The 19585-nt window shown below is 40.6% G+C and carries 20 protein-coding genes and 2 other annotated features; of the genes, 4 read left to right on the top strand and 16 right to left on the bottom strand.

Annotation, left to right across the window (positions count from 1 at the left end; translation table 11 throughout):
- Positions 1–55: 55 nt before the first annotated feature.
- The gene (locus NCCP133_RS08205) at positions 56–2188 is read right to left on the bottom strand and encodes a peptidoglycan D,D-transpeptidase FtsI family protein (protein WP_264804446.1); all 2133 of its coding nucleotides are present in this window, start codon (positions 2186–2188) and stop codon (positions 56–58) included.
- 244 nt (positions 2189–2432) lie between these two features.
- Here NCCP133_RS08205 and NCCP133_RS08200 point away from each other — a divergent pair, with 244 nt between their 5' ends.
- The gene (locus NCCP133_RS08200) at positions 2433–2897 is read left to right on the top strand and encodes a DinB family protein (protein WP_264804445.1); all 465 of its coding nucleotides are present in this window, start codon (positions 2433–2435) and stop codon (positions 2895–2897) included.
- A 30-nt stretch (positions 2898–2927) separates the two neighbouring features.
- Here the strand turns inward: NCCP133_RS08200 and NCCP133_RS08195 are convergent, their stop codons facing one another.
- Together NCCP133_RS08195 and NCCP133_RS08190 are read right to left on the bottom strand one after the other, a co-directional pair.
- On the bottom strand, positions 2928–3599 hold the full coding sequence (locus NCCP133_RS08195) for an SOS response-associated peptidase (protein ID WP_264804600.1): 672 nt from the start codon (positions 3597–3599) through the stop codon (positions 2928–2930).
- A gap of 17 nt (positions 3600–3616) precedes the next feature.
- Positions 3617–4966 carry a TrkH family potassium uptake protein gene (locus NCCP133_RS08190; protein ID WP_264804444.1) on the bottom strand — a complete coding sequence of 450 codons (1350 nt, stop codon included), beginning with the start codon at positions 4964–4966 and terminating at the stop codon, positions 3617–3619.
- Between the two features lie 174 nt (positions 4967–5140).
- On the opposite strand from NCCP133_RS08190, the gene NCCP133_RS08185 reads away from it, so the two are divergent.
- Positions 5141–5296, top strand: a complete 156-nt coding sequence (locus tag NCCP133_RS08185) for a hypothetical protein (protein WP_264804443.1) — start codon at positions 5141–5143, stop codon at positions 5294–5296.
- Positions 5297–5331: 35 nt separating this feature from the next.
- Here the strand turns inward: NCCP133_RS08185 and cdaS are convergent, their stop codons facing one another.
- Positions 5332–5931: a sporulation-specific diadenylate cyclase CdaS gene (gene cdaS / locus NCCP133_RS08180; RefSeq protein WP_264804442.1), complete on the bottom strand. Its 600-nt coding sequence runs from the start codon at positions 5929–5931 to the stop codon at positions 5332–5334.
- A gap of 139 nt (positions 5932–6070) precedes the next feature.
- On the opposite strand from cdaS, the gene NCCP133_RS08175 reads away from it, so the two are divergent.
- A complete protein-coding gene (locus tag NCCP133_RS08175; RefSeq protein ID WP_264804441.1) occupies positions 6071–6667 on the top strand; it encodes a class I SAM-dependent methyltransferase in 597 nt (198 codons plus the stop codon).
- A gap of 143 nt (positions 6668–6810) precedes the next feature.
- Here NCCP133_RS08175 and NCCP133_RS08170 read toward each other — a convergent pair whose 3' ends face one another.
- The 11 genes from NCCP133_RS08170 to NCCP133_RS08120 all read right to left on the bottom strand — a co-directional run bounded on the left by NCCP133_RS08170 (position 6811) and on the right by NCCP133_RS08120 (position 17304).
- Positions 6811–7803: an aliphatic sulfonate ABC transporter substrate-binding protein gene (locus NCCP133_RS08170; protein ID WP_264804440.1), complete on the bottom strand. Its 993-nt coding sequence runs from the start codon at positions 7801–7803 to the stop codon at positions 6811–6813.
- A 16-nt stretch (positions 7804–7819) separates the two neighbouring features.
- Positions 7820–8575 carry an ABC transporter permease gene (locus NCCP133_RS08165; protein WP_264804439.1) on the bottom strand — a complete coding sequence of 252 codons (756 nt, stop codon included), beginning with the start codon at positions 8573–8575 and terminating at the stop codon, positions 7820–7822.
- Complete coding sequence (locus NCCP133_RS08160) at positions 8559–9347, bottom strand: ABC transporter ATP-binding protein (protein ID WP_264804438.1); 789 nt, start codon at positions 9345–9347, stop codon at positions 8559–8561. Before NCCP133_RS08160 ends, NCCP133_RS08165 begins: the two co-directional genes overlap by 17 nt.
- A gap of 259 nt (positions 9348–9606) precedes the next feature.
- Complete coding sequence (gene trpA, locus NCCP133_RS08155) at positions 9607–10392, bottom strand: tryptophan synthase subunit alpha (protein WP_264804437.1); 786 nt, start codon at positions 10390–10392, stop codon at positions 9607–9609.
- Positions 10389–11594: a tryptophan synthase subunit beta gene (gene trpB / locus NCCP133_RS08150; RefSeq protein ID WP_264804436.1), complete on the bottom strand. Its 1206-nt coding sequence runs from the start codon at positions 11592–11594 to the stop codon at positions 10389–10391. Before trpB ends, trpA begins: the two co-directional genes overlap by 4 nt.
- Positions 11591–12214, bottom strand: coding sequence for a phosphoribosylanthranilate isomerase (locus tag NCCP133_RS08145; RefSeq protein ID WP_264804435.1), 624 nt, complete (start codon positions 12212–12214; stop codon positions 11591–11593). The genes trpB and NCCP133_RS08145 overlap by 4 nt, the downstream gene beginning before the upstream one ends.
- On the bottom strand, positions 12211–13005 hold the full coding sequence (trpC, locus tag NCCP133_RS08140; protein ID WP_264804434.1) for an indole-3-glycerol phosphate synthase TrpC: 795 nt from the start codon (positions 13003–13005) through the stop codon (positions 12211–12213). The genes NCCP133_RS08145 and trpC overlap by 4 nt, the downstream gene beginning before the upstream one ends.
- Positions 13006–14031 (bottom strand): anthranilate phosphoribosyltransferase, encoded by a 1026-nt coding sequence (trpD, locus tag NCCP133_RS08135; RefSeq protein ID WP_264804433.1) that lies wholly within the window; start codon positions 14029–14031, stop codon positions 13006–13008.
- Positions 14003–14614: an anthranilate synthase component II gene (locus NCCP133_RS08130; RefSeq protein ID WP_264804432.1), complete on the bottom strand. Its 612-nt coding sequence runs from the start codon at positions 14612–14614 to the stop codon at positions 14003–14005. Before NCCP133_RS08130 ends, trpD begins: the two co-directional genes overlap by 29 nt.
- Complete coding sequence (trpE, locus tag NCCP133_RS08125; RefSeq protein ID WP_264804431.1) at positions 14598–16004, bottom strand: anthranilate synthase component I; 1407 nt, start codon at positions 16002–16004, stop codon at positions 14598–14600. Before trpE ends, NCCP133_RS08130 begins: the two co-directional genes overlap by 17 nt.
- 67 nt (positions 16005–16071) lie before the next feature.
- Positions 16072–16313 (bottom strand) — a binding site (T-box leader).
- A 39-nt stretch (positions 16314–16352) separates the two neighbouring features.
- Positions 16353–16606, bottom strand: a binding site (T-box leader).
- A 59-nt stretch (positions 16607–16665) separates the two neighbouring features.
- Positions 16666–17304 carry an MOSC domain-containing protein gene (locus tag NCCP133_RS08120; RefSeq protein WP_264804430.1) on the bottom strand — a complete coding sequence of 213 codons (639 nt, stop codon included), beginning with the start codon at positions 17302–17304 and terminating at the stop codon, positions 16666–16668.
- Positions 17305–17481: 177 nt separating this feature from the next.
- Between NCCP133_RS08120 and NCCP133_RS08115 the strand changes: the two genes are divergently transcribed.
- Complete coding sequence (locus tag NCCP133_RS08115; protein WP_264804429.1) at positions 17482–18738, top strand: MFS transporter; 1257 nt, start codon at positions 17482–17484, stop codon at positions 18736–18738.
- A 40-nt stretch (positions 18739–18778) separates the two neighbouring features.
- Here NCCP133_RS08115 and NCCP133_RS08110 read toward each other — a convergent pair whose 3' ends face one another.
- Positions 18779–19558, bottom strand: a complete 780-nt coding sequence (locus NCCP133_RS08110; RefSeq protein ID WP_264804428.1) for an alpha/beta fold hydrolase — start codon at positions 19556–19558, stop codon at positions 18779–18781.
- Between the last annotated feature and the right edge of the window lie 27 nt (positions 19559–19585).

Raw genomic sequence — 19585 nt, 5'->3', positions numbered from 1 at the left:
GTTTTTCCTTTTATTCCATTACAGAGACATCCTGCAATATAGGATATCTCTGTAACTAGGACTCATCTGCTTCATCATTTTCTTCTGATTCATCTGCTTGCTGCTCGTTTTCTTCACCGGACAAACGCTGCTTTTTTAATTCAAAATAGATGTCCAAAACCCTTCTGCCAATTTCATAGTTTGCTGTGTGCCCGCTTCTTCCCTGATATGCCCATGGAACGATGACTGACATGGCAATTTCAGGATTGTTATGCGGTGCATAGGCAACCAGGCTTAAATTCATGACATCAATCAAAGGATCACCTGTTTTCCTAAGCGGGCCATCATAAAAAGCCTCCGCTGTGCCCGTTTTGCCAGCAGGAGAATAAGGTGCATCTGCAAATCTTCGATAAGCAGTTCCTTCCGGATGCTGCATAACCTGCCTTAATCCTTCTTTCACAGTGTTAAGCTCTCTTTCCGATACGCCGATTGTATTTAGAACCTTAGGCTGAATATCTTTCCAAACTGGCCCCAGCTCATTTTGTTCTATGGAAGGCTCCCGAATTTCTTTTACAAGCCGCGGCTGGATTCGGTACCCGCCATTAGCAATAGTAGAAATATATTGTGCCATTTGCATCGGCGTATAGGTATCATACTGGCCAATTGCAAGGTCCAATAAAAAACCCGGCAAGCGCAGCGGCCCCTCATAGCCGATTGATTCATTTGGCAGGTCAATTCCTGTTCTGACTCCTAACCCGAATTGGCCAAATGACTCTCTCATATCTTCAAAGGCTCTAGGATTTTTAAATCCTAGCGGCTGGTCATAAGCATATCTTGCATCCGCAATTTCCACAGCTGTTTTAAACATATAAACATTGGAAGAAATACGCAAAGCTCTTGTATCATTCATTATAGCCTGAAAATTAAACCAGGATTTCTTTACCTGCGGAGTTCCTGCGATTTTCATAGGGGCATCCAAAAAAGTGGTTCCTGGTGTAATGGCACCTGTTTTATAGCCCGTTAGTACCGTTGCTCCCTTTACGGAGGAGCCAACATTATAAGAGGAAGCAATTGTTCCAAGCGCATAATCCTGAAGAACCGTTTTGCCTCCACGATCTTTACCGATCATCTTTCCTGCCATCGTAAGGACTTCGCCTGTGTGGGGATCCATCAGCACGACAAAGGCTCGATCCATTAGGTAGGTTCCGCCAGTCCGTTTTGCTGCCCAAATTTCTTCCTCTAATACTTTTTCCACTGCCTGCTGGAGATCCATATCAATGGTAAGTATAAGATCTTTACCCCTTTGGCCTTCCGATATCATTTCGCTTCCAAGTATTTCACCTTTTTGCGTAATTAGCCTTTCTTTTGACTTTTGTCCATGAAGGACATCCTCATATTGCATTTCAAGATAACTTTTTCCAACCCGTTCATTTCTGCTGTAATCTCTAGTCAGAAAGTAATCCAGCTTTTCACTCGGCAGTCCTTCGTTAGAATCTGTAATTTTCCCGAGAACAGTCTGAAGTGTATTGCCAAACGCATAGGTGCGGTCCCAGTCAGTTGTCGTATTGACTCCTGGCAAATATTGAAGGTTTTCGCTTACCGCTGCATATTCTTCTGGAGTTACCTTTTCATTTTTAACTATTTGCGGAGTCATGGCATAGCCGCTTGTAAACTCCCTATAGATTGCGAGTACTTCAAGATCGTGCTCACTCAAGCGATTAAGATCTTCTTCTGTAATTCTCTCAAGCTGCATCTCATAGATTTCTTTATCTATGAGTTTTTTATTATTAAAAAGATCCCATTCCTTTTCGGTGATTTTTTGTTTTACTGTTTCAGGATTTTTCATAATCCAAAAATCCTTTTTATCGCGTTCCCTTACTTTGTCATCATTTTTTTGAATCAGCAAAGCCAGCAGCTCTGCCACCTCCAGCATTTCTTCTTGCTTAGCATTCCGGTTCGTGTATGTTATTGCACTCTTTGGGAAATTATCGACAATCACTTGATGATCTCTGTCCAGCATTCTCCCCCTTGGAACTGGATTGGCGATGATAACGTCCTCCGTTCGTTCAACCTCCTTTTTATATGTCTCTCCATTGACGATTTGAACGACCCCAAGCCTTAAAATAAGCAATGAAAAAAGAATAAAAACTGTAAAAAATAATAAATTCACCCTAAATGGCAAATGGCTTTTCTTTTTCTTTTTTCCCATGTTTGAATCTCCCCCCTTTTTTGAACGCTGTGTCTGTTTTTGCAGAGATTCTTTTAATTAATATCCTTGTTAATTTATTCCACAGACATTGTAAATTTCCTGCCAAATAATGTGCTGAATAAAATTATTCTTAAGACTTGACTTGGCAAAGAGAAAAATTTCACATAGAAAAAAACTGTGGCAGGATTTTCCGGGAATGATATGGAAAAGAGTAAACGAAGTATTCATTTTAGGAGGGATTATAATGGAAAGAACACAAAAGTTCTTAAATTATTTTTTATCGCACCGAAGCGTAACCAACGACCTTATCAGTAAAATTGAAAGGAAAAACTTTGATTACAAACCTACTGAAACAAGTATGCCTGTAGGCAAGCTTGTTACACATATGCTTACTTCTTTTTATATGTTTGCAAAGACAGTAAAAGACGGCAACGCAGCTGTATTTGGAGAAAAGGCTGAATATATTCCGCAGAATCTTTCGGAGGCTGCAGCTATTTACACAGATAAGACTAAAGAACTGATTTCTTTCCTGACAAATGAAGAATTGGAAAATAGGATTGATATGATCCGGATATTCGGAATGGAGCTTACAGGAAGCCAGCTTCTTCAGATTGCCATGGATCATGAAATTCATCATAAAGGGAATCTATTTGTTTATGTCCGTGAAATGGGACACACAGATTTACCGATGTTTGTGAACAGAGGATAAGAAAAAGGACGCTTGGGACGTACTTTTCCTTTAAAAACTATTAAGCGGAGAGATTAATTCAGCCAACTCGTTTTTGGGAGAGTTGACCTTGATTGAGACTGGATACATATCCATTTTATCAGCAGAAAATGGTACGAGCAATGATTTCAGGTATTCGACATCCGTGAAATTGGGGTTAAGCCAATCATTATAATCACCTTCATTTAGTATAACCGGCATCCGATCATGGACTTCCTCTGTAACTTCGTTAGGCTCAGTTGTTATAATCGTGCAGCTCATTAAAGAATGATCACCATTATTCCAAGTATCCCATACGCCTGCAAAGGCAAATGGCTTTTCATTCTTCAGTATAAATCTGTAAGGCTGCTTCCCTTCTTCTGTCTTCTTCCATTCATAAAAACCGTCAGCCAGGATTAGGCACCTCTTTCTTTTAAAAGGTGTTTTAAAACTAGGTTTGGAATCAATGCCTTCTGCTCTGGCATTGATCATTTTATAGCCAATTTTTTCATCCTTGGCCCAAAAAGGGACTAGCCCCCACTTCATCTGCCTGCCAATACGCTGTTTGCCGTTGTTCATAACTGTCAATATATTCTGGCTCGGTGCAATATTATATCTTGGTACAATTTCCCCTCCAAAATATTCAAATTCAAACACCCTCTGCAGGTTATTAATTGTTTCAGTCAGGGTAAATCGCCCGCACATATTCATCACCTTTCTCTTTAACCAACGATAATCCTTTCTTTTGGATAATGATACTTATCGTCGTATTGTTCATTCTTATTAATAATAAACAAGAACGACAGAATTCCGATTCTCCCAATAAACATCAGAGCGATAATAACATACTTTCCGAAAGTACTTAATTCCGGTGTAATTCCCATCGACAACCCTGTGGTGCCAAAGGCAGAACAAACTTCAAAGATGATTTCCATAAGCGAAAATTTTTCAGAGATGGATAAGAGAATAACTGCAGCAAAACACAGGCCTACTGCCATCATTGTTACAACAACAGATTTATTTACGTCCTCTTCATGTATCTCCCTTTTGAAAATTTTAATTGTCTTCTTCCCCTTTGCAAAATGATAAATTTTAAGCATATTCAAAGCAAAGGTAGTGGTCCTGACTCCCCCGCCAACGGAGCTTGGTGAAGCGCCGATAAACATTAGAAAGCTGATCACCAGTAAAGTGGGCTCTGAAAACAGCGAAACATCCATTGTAGCCAAACCGCCATTACGCGTTGTAGAAGACTGGAAAAATGCATAGAAAAAAGCCTCATGCCATTCTTTGCCCATAAAAAAGCGGTTAAACTCCAATAAAAGGATTAAGATCGTGCCAAGACCCATTAAAAAGAAAAATGTAAGTGTCGTTAACTTTGTATAAAGTGTAAAACGGAAAAACGGCTCTCTTTTAAACAAGAAATCCTTAACTTCAATTAGCACAGGAAACCCAATCGCACCAAGTGTCAGCAATAAGATATTAATCAATTGCACATAATAGTCATTGGCAAACGGAACTAGTGAAGAGCCGGTTATATCAAAGCCTGCATTGGTTGTCGCACTAACTGACGCAAAGGCACCTTGCAGAAAAGCTTCCTGCCAAGTTGGGTAATAGTTCAAGAAGTAAAACCCCAGAATGATAGCACCTATCAATTCAATGGTAAGGATTAAAAGCAAAATGTGCTTTACAAGGACAACAAGTCCGGCAAAGGTTGTCTGGTTCTGGTCAATCATGATCAGGCGCCTTTCCTTAAGGCCGATTCTTTTTCTGGCGACAAGCCATAAGAAAGTACCCAGTGTCATAATCCCAATTCCCCCAAATTGGAGGATAAACATCAAAAAGAAAATGCCTGTTGTACTAAATGTATCGACAGTTGATACAACTGATAACCCGGTTACGCTTATAGCACTGACTGCAGTAAAGAGCGCATCTGTAAAGGACCACGGTGTGCCCGGTTTATGCGCAACGGGCAAACTTAATAAAATAACAGATACTGTAACTGCAACAATATAAAAGGATACGATTAGCTGTGTTGGTGTTAAGGAATTAATTTTCTCCTTAATCCATTTCATTTGCCTCACCGATTTCATTTTAGTTTTAGGTTTGAAATACCATAACGATAATTCAAAAATTGATTTCATGCAAGTTAAATTTTTATCGTTTTACAATTTTGTAATAACATAAATCTATTTTACAGACTGGAGCATATTAAAACTGTTGTGTACTTTATTTAAGGAGGAACTTATATGACAAAACAAGGCAGACAAAATTCTAACCAAACAAGAGAACAGATTGAAAAACAGGATAAAAGGAATGATATTGAACTAGGAAGCGAATTTCAGATTGGCAATAATAAATCACAAAGCCAGAAGAAGAGCGGAAGACAAGTTAATAAAAAATAAATTAAAAAATGAAATCCCCCGTTCGTGGGGGATTTTTAAGTTCTCACTGTATACAGCTGCCCTTCAACCGCAAATGAAATTCGGCCTGTTTCCTCAGATACTACAATGACAACTGCGTCCGATTTTTCTGTGATTCCCAATGCTGCTCTATGCCTGGTTCCAAGCTTTTTCCCTTCTATGCTTTTCCTTGCAAGAGGCAATATATTGCCTGCTGAGATAATCATATCTTCTTTTATAAGAGTTCCGCCATCATGGAGAGGGTTTCCTGGATAAAAGATAGTTTCCAGCAAGGTATGGCTGACTTTGGCACCGATTGGCGTTCCATTATGCAAATAGTCTTCAAGCGGCTGCCTTCTTTCTACGACAACGAGGCCTCCATGCCTTTTTTCGGACAAATGCTGTGCAGCCAGCGATAAGCTTGAATATACCTTTGTATAGGGAGATAAATAAGACTGCAAATAATAGGTTGAAGCAATATTTTGCGCTTCAGTTACCATTTTTTGCAATTTTTCAAAGTCGGATAAAATACAGCAGTTGAAGTCCTCAAGCGTTTTGGAAAGTGAATGAAGCTGCTCATCTATGCTGCTAATATATCGGTTTAAATCATTGCGGTATTGTTCCTCACCATAAATCACCGGACTTCCTCCAATCCTTTTTCATATTAGTACCTTCTCCTGTTCATAAAAAATTTATCCGCAAACCTACTTTTCAAAAAGAGGTTTAAAAGCCGGCAAAAATGACTAAATATTAGTATTATGCAACGAGGTGAGAGACATGTTAGATATATTTGCAAAACAATTTGAAAAGCCTGAAGGAATACTAGGAAAGCTAGCGGGAAAAATCATGTATTTTAAGAACCGTAAGATCAATAGATGGACTGTAGGTAAACTGAAAATCAAACGCAGAGACACTATTTTAGAAGTTGGATTCGGTCCAGGATACAGCATCCGGTACATCATGGACAATTACCGCCAAGTTGAAGCTGATGGAGTGGACGTTTCTGAAGATATGAGAACTGCAGCCGCAAAGTTGAACGGCGATTGCATCCAGCAAGGGAAAGTCAGATTATTCGTGAAAGATATTTTTGATTTCTTCCCTGAAAAAAAATATAATAAAATCTTTTCCGTCAATAACTACCCTCTCTGGACCAAACCGAGGGAATCGCTTCAGTATTTATATGGAATGCTTGATAACAACGGCAGAATTGTAATAACTGTTCAACCGCGGGAAAAGGGAGCAAATGATACCATCAGCAAAAATCTCGGGCAGGTCATTAAAGCAGATATGGAAGCAGCCGGATTCCATTCCATTTCTGTTTCTTACAAAACGGCTCGGCCAGTATTAACTGTTTGTGTAACAGGAATAAAATAAACAAAAAAGCGTGGGGATAATAAAATTCCCATGCTTTTATTATAGTGCTCTACAGCCGCGGCTCGCTCCTCCACCTCCGAAAGAACCATTTCCCAGCTAACAAACATAAAACCGGAACCCAACCAGGCTCCGGTCAAAATATCTTACTGTATAAAGTTCTTCGCAATAAGCTCGCTGAATTCAGGTTTATCCTTTAGGAATTTTAAAGTGTAGGAGGAATCCGCAAATGCCTGGATTGTTTCAGAATCAACATCATATGTGAATCCGATTCTATCCCACGCCCGGTCTACTACTTCTTTCTCAAGCTCTTGGCCGGTTACTTCCTTAATATCTTTAATGGTGATCGCTTTTGCTTCTTCCGGGTTTTCTTCGATGAATTTCACTGCATCCTTATGGGCATCAACAATTTTTTGAACTTTTTCCGGACTATTTTTCACAGCATCGCCCGTTGCTACAAGCACTGATGCCGGGAGCGTTTCACCGAACGATACTTCATCCCAGCCAATTACAACTTCAGCATTTGTTTCCTGTTCAATAACTGCAGCCCATGGTTCTGGTGCAACTGCAATATCAACTTTTCCAGTCTTTAGCATGCTTGCATACTGCGCAGGATTGCCTGTTAAGTGCTTCATCGTACCGCCAATGCGTGCAGAAGTTACGCCTGCTTCTTCTAAATATGTTTCATATTGAACGTCATGTGTGCAGCCCACACCAGGGGTAATAAAAGTTTTCCCTTCAAAATCCTTAAGAGAGTTGATGTCAACTCCCTCTCTGGCAAGGACAACGGTACCGCCAGTAGAAGCACCTGCAATGATTTTTACATCTGCTCCTGTTGAGAAGTTATTCATCGCTGGACCAGGTCCCACAAGACCTGCATCAATGTCGCCTGTTTTCAGGGCAGTCATGAATGAACCACCTTCTGCGAACGTCTTGTATTCCACTTTACTTCCATCGCCAAGCTGTTTTTCAAAATATCCTTGGTCTTTCGCAATCATCGCTGGAACATGGTTGATATTCGGAAAATAGCCAATGACAATCTTATCTTCGCCTCCGCTGCTTTTTTCAGATGTACCGCAGCCTGCAAGCAGCCCTGCAAATGTAATGAATAATGCAATCCATACCAATGCCTTTTTCATATTTAACCCTCCTGAATTAAGACTCAAGTCCCCATTTTTTAATGACTGATTTTTCAATACGCTGGAAAATCAATTGATCGACTATCATGCCGATTGCACCAATGATAATCATGACACCGATTACGATATCCATTCTTCCGAAATCTGAAGCATATCTTAATGTGTATCCAAGGCCTGGGCCTGTGCTTAAAAGTTCTCCGGCCATTAACGCACGCCAGGCAAAGGCCCATGCCAGACGTGATCCCGTAACAACATACGGGATAGACGCGGGGAAAATTACCCTAATGAAAAGATCAATTCCATTTGCCCCCATCGTTTGTGCTGCCTTTATATATAATGGAGAAACATTCTTAATTCCTGTACGCATGTTCAGTGCCATTACAAATGTCCCGCCAAGAATGGTTACGAAGATAACGGCTTTTTCATTTAACCCAAACCACATAATGGCGATTGGAAGCCAAACAATGCTAGGTACGCTTTGGAGCGCAAGGATGACAGCACCGAGTGTATCATCAGCTGTTTTTGACTTCCCGAGCAGGATGCCGATTAAAGTTCCAATCACTAGGCTGATGGCTAATCCGACTGCAAGCCGCTTAAAGCTCGCAATTAAATCATAAATGAGCGTTTTATCCTGAAGTCCTTCAGCCAATGCACTGAAAACACTCGATAATGAAGGAAAAATAAGCGGATGCCAAAGCTCCATTCGGGAACCTAATTCCCAAAAAGCAATAATGGCTGCAAAGAAGATCATTCGTTTAATGGCTGTTTGCATATTCGAGCTCCTCACTTACGACTTTGTCGATCTCCTTTTTAAGATAGCTCATGATATGATCTTCAATCTCAAGGATTTCCTTCTTGTACTCTTCCCGCGGTCGTGGTATATCTACGGTGATATCCTGCAGGATGGTGCCTGGTTTGGTTCCCATTACAATGATCCTGTCTGATAGCTTAATAGATTCAGAAATACTATGAGTAACGAACAAAATCGTTTTCTTTGTCTCCATCCAGATATTTTCGAGCTGCAGATGCAAACGGGAACGAGTCTGCTCATCCAGTGCTCCAAATGGTTCATCCATTAAAAGGGTCTCGGGATTCATCGCCAGGGCTCTTGCAATTGCCACACGCTGCTGCATTCCCCCAGAAAGTTCATGCGGATAGTGAGATAAGTATTTTCCTAGCTGAACCATTTGCAAGTACTTCAGTGCGGATGTTTCTGCAACCTTCTTTTTCATCTCTTTTTTCAGAGGAAATGTAACATTTTCCATTACGGTTAACCAAGGGAATAAGGCTGCCTGCTGGAAAACCATTCCCCTGTCTTTTCCAGGTTTGCTTATGGTTTTCCCATCGATAAGAATCTGGCCTGAAGTTGTCTTGGTCAGTCCTGCAACAATTGAAAGAAGCGTGGACTTACCGCATCCAGATGGACCTAATATTGATACAAATTGCCCTTTATCAATTGATAGGTTAATTTCTTTAAGCACGTCTACAGGCTGATTTTCTTTATCGTTATACTGTTTATTAACTTCATTTATCTGAATGAACATAAAAAATCACCTATTCCTATAAACCTTATTAATTTACTCGGATTACTTGTAATTATAATGTATTCACTATGCATGTCAACCTTTCCTGTGAATTTTTTTAAAAATGGGCTTCTTTCAAATAAAGTCTATGTTGCCAGGCACTGATTTCCGCATGCGGTCCGGCAGGCTGCTTACACTAGAACGTTATCTAAGTTCAATAAGATATAAATTCTGATATTAAAATAAAAAGCTCCCTCCATCAAGGAGAAAGCTTTTCACTTTACAGTTTAATACTTTCAGGTTTTGATGCAGCTATTAAAGTCTCAATTTCATCCAGCTTTCCGCTTTCAAACAGTTCGATGATTTTGCTTCCGACTATTACCCCATCACAGTGCTGAATCATTTCTTCAACATGAGAAGGTTCTGAAATGCCGAATCCAGCCAGAACAGGTATTGGGCTGACATTCTTAACATTTTGCAAGTGCTTGCCTAGCTCTTCATTAAATCCTTTTCTGGCACCTGTAATCCCATTAACCGTCACTGCATATAAAAAGCCTTTTCCTTTATTAGCAATTTCCTGGATTCGTTCTAGCGGACTTGTTAAAGTAACTAGCCGGACAATCTCAATGCCGGCCCTCTCTGCAATTGTCGCTATGATACCTTCTTCCTCAGCAGGAAGATCCGGCAGAATCAAGCCATCCACACCCGATTTTGAAGCATCAGCAATAAAATTCCCAATCCCATAAGCCATTATCGGATTCATATATGTCATGAAAATCAGCGGAATGTGGACGATGGGGCGAATTTCCCTTATTTTTGCCAATACTTCTCTAAGTGTTGTGCCAGATTGCAGAGCCCTAATCCCTGCTTGCTGAATAACTGGGCCATCGGCGACCGGATCGGAAAATGGAATTCCAATCTCGATCGCCGTTGCCCCCGCATTTTCCAGGAATGTAATTTTTTCAGCCAGCGTGTCCAATCCGCCATCACCAGCCATAATATAGGGTACAAATGCTTTTTCATTGCTTTCTTTTAGATTTTGGAATACTTTTTCAATCCGGTTCATTTCCCTTCCCCTCCTAATCTAGTTCTTACTGTCTCTACATCTTTGTCTCCTCTGCCAGACAAGCAGATTACAAGTCCCTCGCTTTTTTTCATTTGAGGTGCCAGCTTTAAAGCATATGCAACTGCATGAGAGCTTTCCAGTGCAGGTATAATGCCTTCAAGTTTGCATAATAGCATTAATGCTTCCATCGCTTCATCATCCGTTATCGATTCATATTGCGCTCTTCCGCTATCTTTTAAGTAGCTATGTTCAGGACCTACGCCTGGATAATCAAGCCCAGCAGAAATGGAATGAGCTTCCTGAATCTGACCATGCTCATTCTGCAGCAAATACATAAGCGCTCCATGAAGAACACCTGGAGATCCCTTTGTTAATGATGCGGCATGTTTGTCTGTATCCGTTCCCAAGCCCGCTGCTTCCACACCAATTAGGCGGACACTTTCATCTTTTATAAAAGGATAAAACATTCCCATCGAATTGCTCCCTCCGCCAATGCACGCCACTACGGTATCTGGCAGCTTCCCTTCCTTCTCAAGATACTGCTGCCTCGTTTCATTTCCGATCACACTTTGGAAATCGCGGACAAGCATTGGAAAAGGATGCGGACCCATGACAGACCCAAGAATATAATGGGTATCCTCCACGTTTGTAACCCAGTAGCGTAGAGCTTCGTTTACTGCATCTTTTAAAGTAGCGCTTCCCGATTTAACTCCTACTACTTTGGCTCCCAAGAGCTCCATTCTGAATACATTCAGCTGCTGCCTCCGGATATCCTCTTCGCCCATGAAAATGGTACATTCGAGATTCAGAAGAGCACAAGCCGTTGCCGTAGCCACTCCATGCTGCCCTGCACCTGTTTCAGCCACAATTTTCTTTTTGCCCATTCTAGCCGCTAAAAGGGCCTGGCCCAATGAGTTGTTGATTTTATGCGCACCCGTATGGTTTAAATCTTCCCTCTTAAGATAGATTTTCGCACCGCCTGCGTATTTTGTGAGGTTATCAGCATAATATAAAGGTGTTTGGCGGCCGACATAATCCCTTAATAAAGCTTGAAGTTCCGCCTGGAAGATCTCATCTTCCCGTGCCTTTTTATATTCCTTTTCCAATTCAAGAATGGCCTGCATTAAGGTTTCGGGTACATATCTGCCACCATAATCTCCAAAGTGGCCCCGTTCATCGGGCAGTGTATAAGTCGCTGTCATTTTACTTCCTCCTTCTCCGTGCTTTTTGCTTTCTCTATAAATCTTTTTATTTTACCAAGGTCTTTTTTTCCTTCAGTTTCTACCCCGCTGCTCACATCTACCATATATGGATTAGCCGCTTTAATCCCTTCAGCCACATTTTCGGGATTCAGCCCTCCAGCGAGGATGATTTTTTTATCTAAAAATTGACTATCGGCAAGAACACTCCAATCGAATGAAATGCCATTTCCGCCACGATACTTTCCCTTTGGGCTATCAAGCAGGAAAAAATCACAAGAGTATTCATCCATCCTGAATAAATCTTCTGCTGAGCTGACACTCAAAGCTTTAATAACAGGAATTGAAAAGCTGCTGCAAAATTCAGTTGGTTCATCCCCATGCAGCTGGATCGTATTTATTCCTGAAACTTCAGCAATTTTCTCTATTTTCTCTTTTGTTTCATTTACAAATACACCAACTTTTAAGATATCTGCGGGAAGCTGTCTGATAATTTCTCCAGCTGTTTCAGGATCTATTTTTCGTTTACTTTCTGCGAAAACAAAACCTAAAGCATCGGCTCCGCTTTCAATTGCCGACAAAGCTGTTGTGATGTCCTTAATTCCGCATATTTTCACTTTCATTGTTTCACAGCCCCTTCCAAGGGAAGCTTCATGGCCGTTAGCAGACCTTCTAAATTATCTGATGTCATAAATGCTTCTCCGACAAGTATACCGTTAGCCCCTGACGCAATAACGCGCTGTACATCTTCCCCTGTCTTGATTCCGCTTTCGCTGATCAGGTACCTGCCCGCCTTTTTAATGGCCGGCGCTAATTTTTCCGTTACCTCTAAATTCACTTCAAAGGTTTTTAGATTTCGATTATTTACTCCGATGATTTTTGCTCCGACTTCCAGTGCAATTTCCAATTCTTGTTCATCATGGATCTCCATTAGCACTTCGAGACCCTGTTGCAGAGCAAAGTGATAAAGTTCTTTCAGTCTTCCTGCATCCATAGCAGCAACAATCAGCAAAATAAGATTCGCACCTGCTGCCTTTGCTTTCATAATTTGGATTTCATCAAGAATAAAATCCTTGCAAAGAATAGGCAAATCGACAGTATTTCTGACCATGGTTAAGTCTGAAAAGCTCCCCTTGAAAAAAGCGTTGTCAGTTAAAACTGAAATCGCATCAGCACCAAAGGTTTTATAATACAGTGCCTGTTCCTCAGGTTTCCGTAAAATATTTATATCACCTTTTGAGGGTGAAGCCCGTTTGAATTCAGCAATGACAGCAAGTTCATGTCCAGACTCAAGCCTAGCGATAAATGATCGTTTTTCATATTTTGCATGTAAATTCCAAGCTTCATTTTCCTTCTTCAAATTCCTTATATCGTTCCTTTTTTCAGCTAAAATCTTATCTAAAATGGTCCCCATTTAAATCACCTCTTTTTGTAAGCTTTTGCTTGTTTTAATTAATTGCTGGAGCTTATCTAAAGCAGCTCCCGAGTCAATGCTTTCCCTAGCCAGGTCAATTCCAATTTGGATGGTGTCAGCTTTGCCGCCAGCAAAGATTCCAATTCCCGCATTGAGCAGTACCGTATCTCTCTTTGCCCCTTTTTCTCCTTTAAGAACATTCAAAAGTATTTCTGCATTTTCCCCGGAATCTCCGCCTCTGATCGCATCATTGCTGTATACCGGGAGACCGACCTCTTCGGGGTGAAGAATTTTTTCAATGATCTCCCCATTATTCAGAATAGCAAGGTGATTTTCTCCCTGCAGGGAAGCTTCATCCATATATCCAGCTCCATTCAACACGACGGCCCTTTTTCTGCCCAAAGTTTTCAATACTTCTGCAAACATCATCGTGTAGTCTCTGCGGTATATACCCAACAGCTGATTTTCAAGCTCTACTGGATTGGTTAATGGTCCAATTAAATTAAATGTTGTAGGAATCCGTAAATCCTTGCGTACCTTCAGGATTCTCTTGATATTCGGGTGAACGTGGGGGGCAAACAGGAAAGCTATTCCGATTTCCCCGAGAATTTCTTCTGTACGTTCAGGCGGATGATTTAGATTAATGCCCAAATGCTCTAGGACATCAGCACTTCCTGTTTTGCTGGAGATACTTCTATTGCCGTGCTTTGCAACCGGAATTCCCGCTCCCGCAATCACAAATGCGGAGGTGGAGCTAATATTAAAACTGCTTGAGCCATCTCCACCAGTACCGCAATTATCCAAAACATTAGGAATCTTCTTGCTAAACGTAAGGGATTTATCTCGCATCGCCCTAACAATTCCTGCAATCTCCTCGACTGTTTCCCCTTTCGTTTTCAAACTGACCATAAAAGCGGCAATTTCACTGTCCGTTACATCACTTCTGAATAAATTGTCCATAGCTTCCTTCATTTCCGCCTCTGTTAATGATTCTCTATCAGATAACCGCTGAAGTATTGTTTTCATGTTTCGATTCCCTCCCGATTGTTTGTAAAAAATTTTCCAATATTTCCTTGCCGAGATCTGTGCCTACAGACTCCGGGTGGAATTGCAGGCCATATAGCGGAAATTTTTCATGCTTGATGGCCATGATTTCATTGTCATCCATTGACCTGGCTAAAACTTTAAAACTGCCCGGCAAGGTACCGGATTGAATGATTAAAGAATGATATCGCATGGTGCTGATCGGCTGAGGCATATATTGAAACAATTCCGAGCCATTATGCTTCAGCTTTGAAATCTTCCCATGCATAATTTTTCTTGCTTTTTCAATTTTGGCTCCAAAAGCATAGCCAATTGCCTGATGGCCAAGGCAAATTCCGAGGATTGGCAGCTTTTGATAGAAATGACGAATAACTTCTACAATGACACCTGCTTGCTCCGGCCTGCCTGGACCAGGGGAGAGGACAATGGCTTCTGGGTTCAATTTTTCTATTTGTCCCACAGTAATCCGGTCATTGCGTACAACTTCAATGTCTTCTCCAAGCTCTCCTAAATATTGATACAGGTTATAAGTAAAGGAATCATAATTATCAATCAGCAGAATCATGTTTAACCTCCAAAAATGCTTTTAGTTTATGAATTGTTTCTTCATATTCTTTTTCAGGCACTGAGTCATGAACAATGCCTGCACCAGCCTGAATGTAGGCATTGCCATCTTTTATCATCATGGTTCTGATGGCAAGGGCAAAATCCATATTGCCATTGCCGGAAAAATAGCCGACTGCTCCTGAATAGATCCCTCTTTTCACTGTTTCGAGTTCATTGATGATTTCCATCGCCCTGATTTTCGGTGCTCCGGAAACCGTTCCGGCAGGTAAGCAGGCGATTAATGCATCAACCGCTGAGTTTGGCTGTTTAAGCTTGCCTCCAACTTCTGAAACGAGGTGCATGACATGCTTATATCTTTCGATTGCCATGTTTTTTTCAATTTTGACTGAACCGAACTCGCATACACGTCCGAGGTCATTTCGTCCAAGATCCAAAAGCATGCGGTGTTCAGCCAACTCCTTTTCATCTTCAGTCAGGCTTTTTTCAAGTTTGCGATCTTCCTCTTCTGTTTTCCCTCTTGGCCTTGTACCTGCAATTGGATTCGTAATCACCTTATCTCCTGTTGATTTTATCAGGCTTTCAGGTGAAGCCCCCGCTACAGCATAATCTTCAAAATCAAGATAGTACATATATGGTGAAGGGTTTTGCACTCTTAATTTCCGATAGAAGGAGAAAGGATCACCTGTCATTTCAGCTTTCAGCCTCTGTGACAGCACTACTTGAAAAATGTCGCCTTCTTCGATATATGCTTTCGCTTTTTTAACTTTTTCAACAAAGCCTTCTTTTGAAATAGAGGCTTTAAAAGCGGTTAGGTGTGCCTGAGTTGATTTCAATTGGCGTTTTCCGCTTTGGATTTCTGTTTTCCTTTTCGCTACTTTTTCACGGAGATGGAATAAATCCGTTTTTTCTGTAAGAGGCATTGCGACAAGGTAAACTTTTTGCTCCAGATGATCAAATACAGCTACCTCTTCAAAAAACATCAGGTGGACATCCGGAACATTTAATTCATCTTTGGGAATATTTCCGATATCTTCGTACTCTCGAATAACATCATAGCCTGCATAGCCAACAGCCCCTCCGCAAAATGGAAATCGCTCAAGCCCGGATCTTTTATCTTCCGGCATAAGCTTTTTTAGGACATCAAGAGGTTTTTCTGTGTAAACTTTTTTACTTTCATTTGTTATGACTGTTGTAAGGCTGCCCTCGCCTTTAAGCTCCATCACTGGATCTGCGCCAATGAATGAATATCTTCCTGATTTTTCATGCTTTAACGAGCTTTCGAAAAGGAACTTCTTTTTCCCGATCATTCTCTGATAAATCAAAATAGGCGTTAGAGTATCACCCTCAAGCTGTTCGATTATATATGGCTCATTCGTTTTCGTTTTCACGTTCTAATTCCTCCAGTTCTTATGTGGAAAATAAAAAAGTCCCCTATACAACACAGAAATTGTGTGTATAGAGGACGTATCTCATGACCGTGGTGCCACCTCTTTTTAGAGCATAAAGCTGCTCCCTCTTTCGGGTACAGAATAAAGTCGATACCCTATCCTTTTAACGGCGGAAATCCGTGCTTCCCTACTGGATTCAAGAAGCCTCTCGCAAGTCCATTCGATTGATTTTCCGTACCGGGTTTCCACCTGCCCCGGCTCTCTGGAACGGATAAAAATCAATCTACTCCTCTTGTTTAACGATTTAAAGTGATAAAGTTTTTTAAAACAAAAAGGGCTTCCCGTCTTAAAAAGGACGAGAAACCCGTGGTGCCACCTTCATTAGCTGAAATTCAGCTCACTTTAACAGATATCAAAACGGATAACCGCTTAAATATCTGTCCCTTGTAACGATGAGACTGTTCGCCAAAGCCTACAGCTTTAAAAAAGGTTCGGTTTGGAGGCTCGAAAGTCCATTCACTTCTGCATCCGCACTGATTTGCACCAACCATCAGCTCTCTTTAGCTTCAACAGCAGTTACTACTCTTTGTCATTGCCGATCGATATATTGCTTATTATAATATTCCGATAAATAAAAAATGTCAAGGATTCTTGCAAATTTTTATAAAATTTTTTTAAGCTTTTTTTTCCAAATACCTGCAAGCTCCTGTACCTCCAGCAATTCCTCCACAGCTTTCCGATTTTTGCGGCCATGGAACAGTATGTAATTCGCCTGGAGAACCGAAACCCTTTTCTGTTTCCTTTCCACAAGCTTCAATTCGGAATCAAATGCCACTCTTCCTTCTTCAAGTACCCTGAAAAAATAACCGGTATATCCTGTTACAACGATTCTCCCTAATAGAGTATCTTCCCCATTATGCTTTGATATTGTTGAACATGGAATTCTTCCCTGTGTTATTTGTACAAGAGACTCCCCCAGCGAAAAAATATCACCAATAAAAACTTCTTTTTCAAGCATATTGCTTACACAAATATTCTCGCCAAAAGATGGCGGAGTGAAACTCTTGTTGAATTCTTTCCCCCACATTTGATAATGCTCATAAGGATATAGGCAGACAGCCCTGTCGGGACCTCCATGAAATTCCGTATTTGCTACACCGTCCCCTATGAAGCCTTCCTTCGTTAAAAATGCATTTTCTATTTTCTCTTTGCTGATTCCTGATAATTCCAGCTTATTTTTCCATTTGTGTTCTTTTGGCTTTCCTACACTTAACGATATGAATTTCCTGACTAACTCCATTTAATTCCCCTCACCAGTTCACTTTTCTTATATTTTAACTTTTTCTTAATAGCAAATCGAAACATTTATTTCCAGGATTTGATTTTCCCATAAAAAGTCAGCGCTTTATATTATTAGTTTTTCATTAATAAGCCCATATTAAGATTAGTTTGATTAACGAAAAGGATGGTAAGAAATATGGAGCATGTTGAAAATTTACAATCTGTAAATTCTAAAGCAAAAAAGAAGTCCGGTGATGATGTTCATAACCAAAAATGGGCCATTCTTTCTCTTTCTTCAATTCCTCTAGTTATGACCCTTGGGAATTCCATGTTAATTCCGGTTTTGCCGGAAATGGAAAATAAGCTGAATATTTCAGCATTTCAATCAAGTATGATTATTACTGTATACAGTATTGTAGCCATCATACTAATTCCAATCGCGGGTTTTTTGTCGGACCATATCGGTCGTAAAAAAGTTATCATACCCAGCCTGCTTATTGCAGGAATTGGGGGCCTGATTTCTGGATGGGCGGCTTGGAAGATGGAGGACGCATACTGGATTATATTAGCAGGACGCGCATTACAGGGAGTCGGTGCTGCCGGTGCTGCGCCTATTGTTATCCCTTTGGTCGGAGATATGTTTAAAAATGATGATGATGTAAGCAGCTCCCTTGGACTAATAGAAACTTCCAATACTTTCGGAAAAGTTCTATCCCCAATACTTGGAGCATTTTTGGCTGGATTTATTTGGTTTTTTCCATTTTTTTCATTTCCGGTATTTTGCACCATTTCCATATTGCTGGTCTTCTTCCTTGTAAAAACACCAAACAAGCGTGAGGAACCGCTGCCACTGAAAAAGTTTAGGAGTAATATTAAGGAGACCTTTAATAGCAATGGGAAATGGCTATATGCAATCTTTTTTATCGGTGCGATTCTCATGTTTGTCCTTTTTGGCATCCTTTTTTATTTATCTGATGTCCTGGAAAAAACCTATGGTATTAAGGATGTTAAAAAAGGGCTGCTCCTTGCAGTACCTCTCGGAGCGCTTTGCATTTCATCATATGTTACCGGAAAAAAAATCAAGGAAAACAAAATACTGATGAAATGGATAATCTTTCTAGGGTCAGTACTGGTTGCTTCCTCAACAGCAATCCTAAGTTTCTCAAACAATATGTGGTTCTTAATCAGCATGTTTCTGCTTGCTGGAATTGGGATAGGAGTCGCACTCCCATCATTGGATGCTCTTATTACAGAAGGTATTGAAAAACAGGAAAGAGGAACCATTACTTCAATATACAGCTCTATGAGATTCATTGGGGTTGCTTGCGGACCTCCTGCCATTGCAATTCTTATGAAGCATTCTGATAAGGCGCTCTTCTATATTTTATGCGGCTTAACCATTCTTGCAGCCTTAGCAACTTTTATAGCAATTAAGCCTGAAAACGAAGCATAAAAAAATCCGTATCGTATATTTGACGATACGGACTTTTTTGCTAATTACATTGCTGCTGAACAAAACCGGTTATAACCTGATTAAACAGCTGCCACTTCTTTGTAGGCACCTGATGCGAAACCCCTTTGATTATGGCAGACTGGAAATTGACATATCGGCTGTAGCTCCGGATATGCTGATTAACAAAATCCCTTGAGCCATATATGAGGAGAAGAGGCATGTCTAAGCCCCCTAGGCGGTCAGTACAAGAATAATGAAGGGATCTCTCGTAAAATTGAAACCACATCGTATGGTTCGCTTTTTTCATATGGCTCAGTATTAGGTTTCTTACCTGTTTATCGTTTGTATGGCTTGTCGCAATTACATAGCGGAGAAAGCCTGGAAAGTGTTTCACAAAATACATGCCCAGTATATGTTCATACCTAAACGTTTCAGATAATACTTCTGGAAAACCACCAGAAAGTATAACACTTAAAGTCCTTTCAGGATAAGAAAGTGCAAACTCCTGGGCAACGATTCCTCCTGAGGAATATCCCAAAACGACTGCCTTTTCTATTTGTAAATGATCCATCAAGGCCTTAATTTCGTTGGCATATCCCCGAATAGATACCTCTTTTTCAGGTCCGCTGGTATCACCGTTCCCGCTTAAGTCAGGGAATATTACATGAAAATGTTTAGACAATTCTTTTTGATAGTAAAATACTTTCCTTCCCATAGCAGGAGGGTGAATAAAGATAATCGGCACTCCGTCCCCTTTAATGTCATAAAAAATTTTGGTGTCCCCATGAAGAAATGCAGGCACATCAATCGTCCTTTCCATTTCACTTTCTTCTAGCAGGTCCCATTC

Origin of the sequence: Cytobacillus sp. NCCP-133, from assembly GCF_026011715.1 — a bacterium.
In the GTDB taxonomy this organism is placed as follows: Bacteria; Bacillota; Bacilli; order Bacillales; family Cytobacillaceae; genus Cytobacillus.
This window is presented reverse-complemented; position numbering and strand designations above follow the sequence as displayed.

Excerpts from the sequence above, each read along its gene's own strand:
- NCCP133_RS08205 (WP_264804446.1), bottom strand. The coding sequence starts at position 2,188 with ATGGGAAAAAAGAAAAAGAAAAGCCATTTGCCATTTAGGGTGAATTTA.
- NCCP133_RS08200 (WP_264804445.1), top strand. The coding sequence starts at position 2,433 with ATGGAAAGAACACAAAAGTTCTTAAATTATTTTTTATCGCACCGAAGC.
- NCCP133_RS08195 (WP_264804600.1), bottom strand. The coding sequence starts at position 3,599 with ATGTGCGGGCGATTTACCCTGACTGAAACAATTAATAACCTGCAGAGG.
- NCCP133_RS08190 (WP_264804444.1), bottom strand. The coding sequence starts at position 4,966 with ATGAAATGGATTAAGGAGAAAATTAATTCCTTAACACCAACACAGCTA.
- NCCP133_RS08185 (WP_264804443.1), top strand. The coding sequence starts at position 5,141 with ATGACAAAACAAGGCAGACAAAATTCTAACCAAACAAGAGAACAGATT.
- NCCP133_RS08175 (WP_264804441.1), top strand. The coding sequence starts at position 6,071 with ATGTTAGATATATTTGCAAAACAATTTGAAAAGCCTGAAGGAATACTA.
- NCCP133_RS08170 (WP_264804440.1), bottom strand. The coding sequence starts at position 7,803 with ATGAAAAAGGCATTGGTATGGATTGCATTATTCATTACATTTGCAGGG.
- NCCP133_RS08165 (WP_264804439.1), bottom strand. The coding sequence starts at position 8,575 with ATGCAAACAGCCATTAAACGAATGATCTTCTTTGCAGCCATTATTGCT.
- NCCP133_RS08160 (WP_264804438.1), bottom strand. The coding sequence starts at position 9,347 with ATGTTCATTCAGATAAATGAAGTTAATAAACAGTATAACGATAAAGAA.
- trpA (WP_264804437.1), bottom strand. The coding sequence starts at position 10,392 with ATGAACCGGATTGAAAAAGTATTCCAAAATCTAAAAGAAAGCAATGAA.
- trpB (WP_264804436.1), bottom strand. The coding sequence starts at position 11,594 with ATGACAGCGACTTATACACTGCCCGATGAACGGGGCCACTTTGGAGAT.
- NCCP133_RS08145 (WP_264804435.1), bottom strand. The coding sequence starts at position 12,214 with ATGAAAGTGAAAATATGCGGAATTAAGGACATCACAACAGCTTTGTCG.
- trpC (WP_264804434.1), bottom strand. The coding sequence starts at position 13,005 with ATGGGGACCATTTTAGATAAGATTTTAGCTGAAAAAAGGAACGATATA.
- trpD (WP_264804433.1), bottom strand. The coding sequence starts at position 14,031 with ATGAAAACAATACTTCAGCGGTTATCTGATAGAGAATCATTAACAGAG.
- NCCP133_RS08130 (WP_264804432.1), bottom strand. The coding sequence starts at position 14,614 with ATGATTCTGCTGATTGATAATTATGATTCCTTTACTTATAACCTGTAT.
- NCCP133_RS08120 (WP_264804430.1), bottom strand. The coding sequence starts at position 17,304 with ATGGAGTTAGTCAGGAAATTCATATCGTTAAGTGTAGGAAAGCCAAAA.
- NCCP133_RS08115 (WP_264804429.1), top strand. The coding sequence starts at position 17,482 with ATGGAGCATGTTGAAAATTTACAATCTGTAAATTCTAAAGCAAAAAAG.
- NCCP133_RS08110 (WP_264804428.1), bottom strand. The coding sequence starts at position 19,558 with ATGGAAAGGACGATTGATGTGCCTGCATTTCTTCATGGGGACACCAAA.